The sequence below is a fragment of the Streptococcus mitis genome (genome assembly GCF_009496205.1).
In the GTDB taxonomy this organism is placed as follows: Bacteria; Bacillota; Bacilli; order Lactobacillales; family Streptococcaceae; genus Streptococcus; species Streptococcus mitis_BN.
In genome coordinates, this window is sequence record NZ_WIJO01000089.1 from 1 (window position 1) to 4,727 (window position 4,727).

Consider the following 4,727-nt stretch of genomic DNA (forward strand, 5'->3'; position numbering starts at 1 on the left):
TTTTCAATAGTAAAGACGAGATGGTCTTGTGGTAAGAAAGAACTGATTTCTAGTGGTAAAGTTGTTTGATTTTTGTTATAGTGAATATGCATGGGATGGCCTTTCTAAATGATTTATTAAGCAATTCTATTTTACTAAGACTATCGCAACCATGCAAAAAAGCAACGGCAAATCCGTTGCTTTTTTGGAGATAAGAGACTATTGTCCCAGACTCTTTTAAAAAATATTTTTTAGAATTTTCTAAAAAATCTGTCAAAAGCTCTTGCTTTTATAATAAAATAGGGTATAATAGTGAAAATACTATTTTGAAGGAGATTATTTATGCAATCGAAAAAGTGGCTCTTAGGAGCGGGAGTGACCTTGAGTGCGGCCCTTCTTTTGGCAGCTTGTGGTAAAAGTGATAAGAAAGCAGATGCCCCGAGGAGCTTTTCTTATGTTTATGCAGTGGATCCGTCTTCCTTGGATTATAGCGTTACGAGTAAAAGTTCTACTTCTGACGTGATTGGTAATGTTGTTGATGGTCTTTTAGAGAATGATAAATATGGGAATCTTGTTCCGTCTTTAGCAGAGGATTGGACTGTTTCAACCGATGGTTTGACTTACACTTACAAACTTCGTAAGGGGGTGAAGTGGTATACTTCTGAAGGAGAGGAGTATGCAGAAGTTAAGGCGCAGGATTTTGTTACAGGTCTGAAGCATGCAGCAGATGCTAAGTCAGATGGTCTTTCTTTGATTGAAAAATCAATCAAAGGTTTGGAGGCTTATGTTAGTGGTGAGACCAATGATTTTTCAACTGTAGGTGTTAAAGCTCTTGATGATTATACGGTAGAATATACCCTTAATAAACCAGAAAGTTTTTGGAACTCTAAAGTAACAACAGCAACCATGCTCCCTGTAAATGAAGAATTTTTGAATGCAACAGGCAAGGATTACGGAGCGCCAACCCCATCAAGTATTCTTTACAATGGTCCATATTTTTTGAAATCTTTGATTTCTAAATCTGTGATTGAATATGAAAAAAATCCTAACTATTGGGATAAGGAAAATGTCAAGATTGATAATGTAAAATTAACATTCTATGACGGATCAGATCAAGAATCCCTTATCCGTAGTTTCGCTACAGGAGCATATAATACAGCGAGACTTTTCCCAAATAGTTCAAGTTTTGCTTCTACCAAAGAGAAATATGGAGATCAGATTATTTATAGCCCTCAGGAAGCAACTAGTTATTACTTTACTTTTAACGTAAATCGTCAATCATATAATAAAACAGCCAAGACAGATGAAGGACAAAAGCTTTCTACAAAAGAAGCCATGCTGAATAAAAATTTCCGTCAAGCAATTAATTTTGCCTTCAATCGCCACGCCTATACAGCTCAATTAAACGGTGAAGAGGGTGCGGATAAGATTATTCGTAATAGTCTAGTGCCAGATAATTACGTTCAAGTAGCTGGGAAGACCTTCGGACAGTTGGCTCAGGATGAACTACTGAAATATGGAGAACAGTGGAAAGATGTGACTCTCACAGATGGTAAGGATACAATTTACAATCCAACAAAGGCCAAGTCTGCATTTGAAAAAGCGAAGTCAGAATTGCAAGCTAAGGGAGTGAGTTTCCCGATTCATCTAGATGTGCCAGTAGAACAGACAGATGTAGTTGCGGTTCAACAAACCAATTCGCTAAAACAATCAATTGAAGAAACGCTTGGAACGGAGAATGTGATTATAGATGTTCTTCAAATGACAGATAATGAGAAGGAAAGTATTACTTCTCAAGCTAAAGTTCCAACCCAAAAAGATTATGATTTGAACGGAACAGGTTGGGGACCAGATTACCAAGATCCAGCAACCTATCTCAATATTTTAGATGCTAAGAAGGGTTCTGCCTTGAAACATCTAGGTATAACAAAGGGCAAGGATCCTGAAGTTGTGGCAAAAGTTGGCTTGGATGAATACAAGAAGCTCTTGGATGATGCGGCTTCTGAGACAAGTAATCTTGATAAACGATACGAAAAGTATGCTAAAGCACAGGCTTGGGTTACTGATAGTTCACTTCTTATTCCAGTTGCTTCTTCAGGGGGCTCTCCTATGGTTAGTCGTACTGTTCCATTTACCAAAGCTTATTCACAGGTCGGTATTAAGGGGGATCCATTTATTTTTAAAGGAATGGAACTTCAAAATGATATTGTGACAACTAAAGAGTATGATGCGGCCTTCAAAAAGTGGCAAAAGGAAAAACTGGAATCGAATGCTCAGTATCAAAAGGATTTAGAAAAGCACATAAAATAACGTGAATGAGATTCTTGCTTTCGTTAGGTTATCAGTTAATTCATTGATATTTAAATGATAAATCGCATAAAAACAAGGGAGGACTGTATGAAAGACAGAAATCCTTTGTTTTTTTATGACTAAAGTTTATAAACTTTCATTCTCAAAATTCAATTAACTTTACAAATTCCCACTATTTTGGTAAAATAAACCTATGTTATAAAAACTAACATAAAGGAGAAAGAAGATGACTACAAAAAAGCGTATCCTTAGTGCAGGTCTGACTGTTGCAGCTGCCTTGCTGTTAACTGCTTGCGGACAATCAGGTTCAGATACAAAAACTTACTCATCAACCTTTAGTGGAAACCCAACTACATTTAACTACTTATTAGACTACTACGCTGATAATACAGCTATTATTACTAACCTAGTTGATGGTTTGCTTGAAAATGACAACCACGGAAACCTAGTTCCATCTTTGGCAGAGGACTGGTCTGTTTCAAGCGACGGTCTGACTTATACCTATAAACTGAGAAAAGATGCCAAATGGTTTACGGCTGACGGTGAAGAGTATGCCCCAGTCAAGGCACAAGATTTTGTGACAGGGATTAAGTACGCAGTGGACAATAAATCACAGGCCATTGACTTGATACAAAACTCGATCAAGGGCTTGAATGATTATATTACAGGAGCGGATTCTGACTTTTCTAAGGTTGGAGTGAAAGCCATTGACGACCAGACTGTTGAGTATACTTTGGCACGTCCAGAGCCTTACTGGAATTCAAAAACAACCAACAGTATTCTTTTCCCAGTGAATGAAGAGTTTCTAAACTCAAAAGGGAAAGATTTTGGTACCCTATCTCCAGATAGCATTCTCTACAGCGGACCTTATTTGTTAAAAGATTTCACATCAAAATCATCTATCGAGTATGTGAAAAATCCGCATTACTATGATCATGACAAAGTATCAATTGAACACGTAAAATTGGCTTACTTTGATGGTTCAGACCAAGAATTGACCATCCGTAACTTTGAAAGTGGAGCTTATTCTATCGCTGGGGTTTATCCAAATAGTTCTAACTTTGCTAAGACCAAGGAGAAATATAAGGATAATATCGTCTATAGCTTGCAGGACAAGACTTCTTGGTATTTCAATTTCAACGTCAACCGTAAGGCCTACAATCACACTGCTAAAACGACAGATGAGCAGAAGAAGTCAACTGAGACAGCTGTCTTGAACAAAAACTTCCGCCAAACAGTGAACTTTGCCTTGGACCGCACAGCCTATTCTGCTCAGTCAAATGGGGAAGAAGCGGCTAGCAAGACTCTTCGTAACACCCTAGTGCCTCCAACATTTGTCCAAGTTGGAGACAAGACCTTTGGAGAAGTAGTCGCTTCTAAATTGGTCAACTATGGCACAGAATGGTCAGATATTAACTTGCAAGATGCTCAGGATGCCTATTTCAACAAAGAAAAAGCCCGAGCAAAATTTGCGGAAGCTAAAAAAGAATTGGCAAGTCAAGGTGTGACTTTCCCTATTCACTTGGATGTTGCAGTTGATCAGACAAGTAAGAATGCTGTGACAGGTATGAACTCAGTTAAGCAGACTCTTGAGTCGGTTTTAGGTGCTGATAACATTGTCATTGATGTTCAACAACTTTCAACGGATGATTTTAATAATGTAGCCTTTTTAGCGCCAACACCAGCTGATCGTGACTATGATTTGAACTTTGATGGTTGGGTAGGTGACTACCAAGATCCGTCAACTTATCTTAATCCTTTCAATGCAGAGGATGGATTCTACCTCAAGATTTTTGGTCTAGATGCTCAAGAAGATAAAGCTAAGATTGCTAGCTTGGGACTTGATACTTACACCAAGATGCTCAAAGATGCAGATAGCGAAAATAAAGATGTAGCCAAACGCTATGAAAAATATGCTGAAGCACAGGCTTGGATGATTGACAATTCTCTGATTATGTCAGCCATGTCAAGTGGTGGTACAGCATCTGTAACCAAAGTAACGCCATTTACAAGAGGCTATTCACTGGTCGGCATCAAGGGTGATGGCAATAACTACAAGTACATGAAACTGCAAAAAGATACTGTGACAACCAAACAGTATGAAGAAGCTAAGACTAAATGGGAGCAAGAAAGTAAAAAAACAATCGAAAAAGCTCAAAAAGAAGCAGAAAATCATGTTAAATAAAGATGAGCGAGGTTCCGTAAGGGGCCTCGTTTTAATATCTATATAGTAAATTTATTGATGTAATTGGTTGCAAATCAAAAAGAATGTTTCGGAAAGAAGATAAAAACGCCTTACCTAAGCGGATTTATGAACTGCCCCCCAAAAGTTAGACAGAAAAAATCTAACTTTTGGGGTGTTTTTATCATGAAATTAACTTATGATGATAAAGTTCAGATCTATGAACTTAGAAAACAAGGATATAGCTTAGAGAAGC

Annotated in this window: 2 protein-coding genes and 2 pseudogenes; all 4 read left to right on the plus strand. The window is 37.8% G+C overall.

The window, feature by feature from the left end; genetic code table 11:
* Positions 1-52: 52 nt before the first annotated feature.
* Positions 53-234, plus strand: a pseudogene (locus GEZ85_RS10590) (hypothetical protein).
* 87 nt (positions 235-321) lie between these two features.
* Positions 322-2,289 carry a peptide ABC transporter substrate-binding protein gene (locus GEZ85_RS09830; RefSeq protein WP_049544886.1) on the plus strand — a complete coding sequence of 656 codons (1,968 nt, stop codon included), beginning with the start codon at positions 322-324 and terminating at the stop codon, positions 2,287-2,289.
* Between the two features lie 226 nt (positions 2,290-2,515).
* Positions 2,516-4,474, plus strand: a complete 1,959-nt coding sequence (locus GEZ85_RS09835) for a peptide ABC transporter substrate-binding protein (RefSeq protein WP_153210174.1) — start codon at positions 2,516-2,518, stop codon at positions 4,472-4,474.
* A gap of 63 nt (positions 4,475-4,537) precedes the next feature.
* Positions 4,538-4,727: pseudogene (locus tag GEZ85_RS10465) on the plus strand (hypothetical protein); the annotation flags it as partial.

Excerpts from the sequence above, each read along its gene's own strand:
- GEZ85_RS09830 (WP_049544886.1), top strand. The coding sequence starts at position 322 with ATGCAATCGAAAAAGTGGCTCTTAGGAGCGGGAGTGACCTTGAGTGCG.
- GEZ85_RS09835 (WP_153210174.1), top strand. The coding sequence starts at position 2,516 with ATGACTACAAAAAAGCGTATCCTTAGTGCAGGTCTGACTGTTGCAGCT.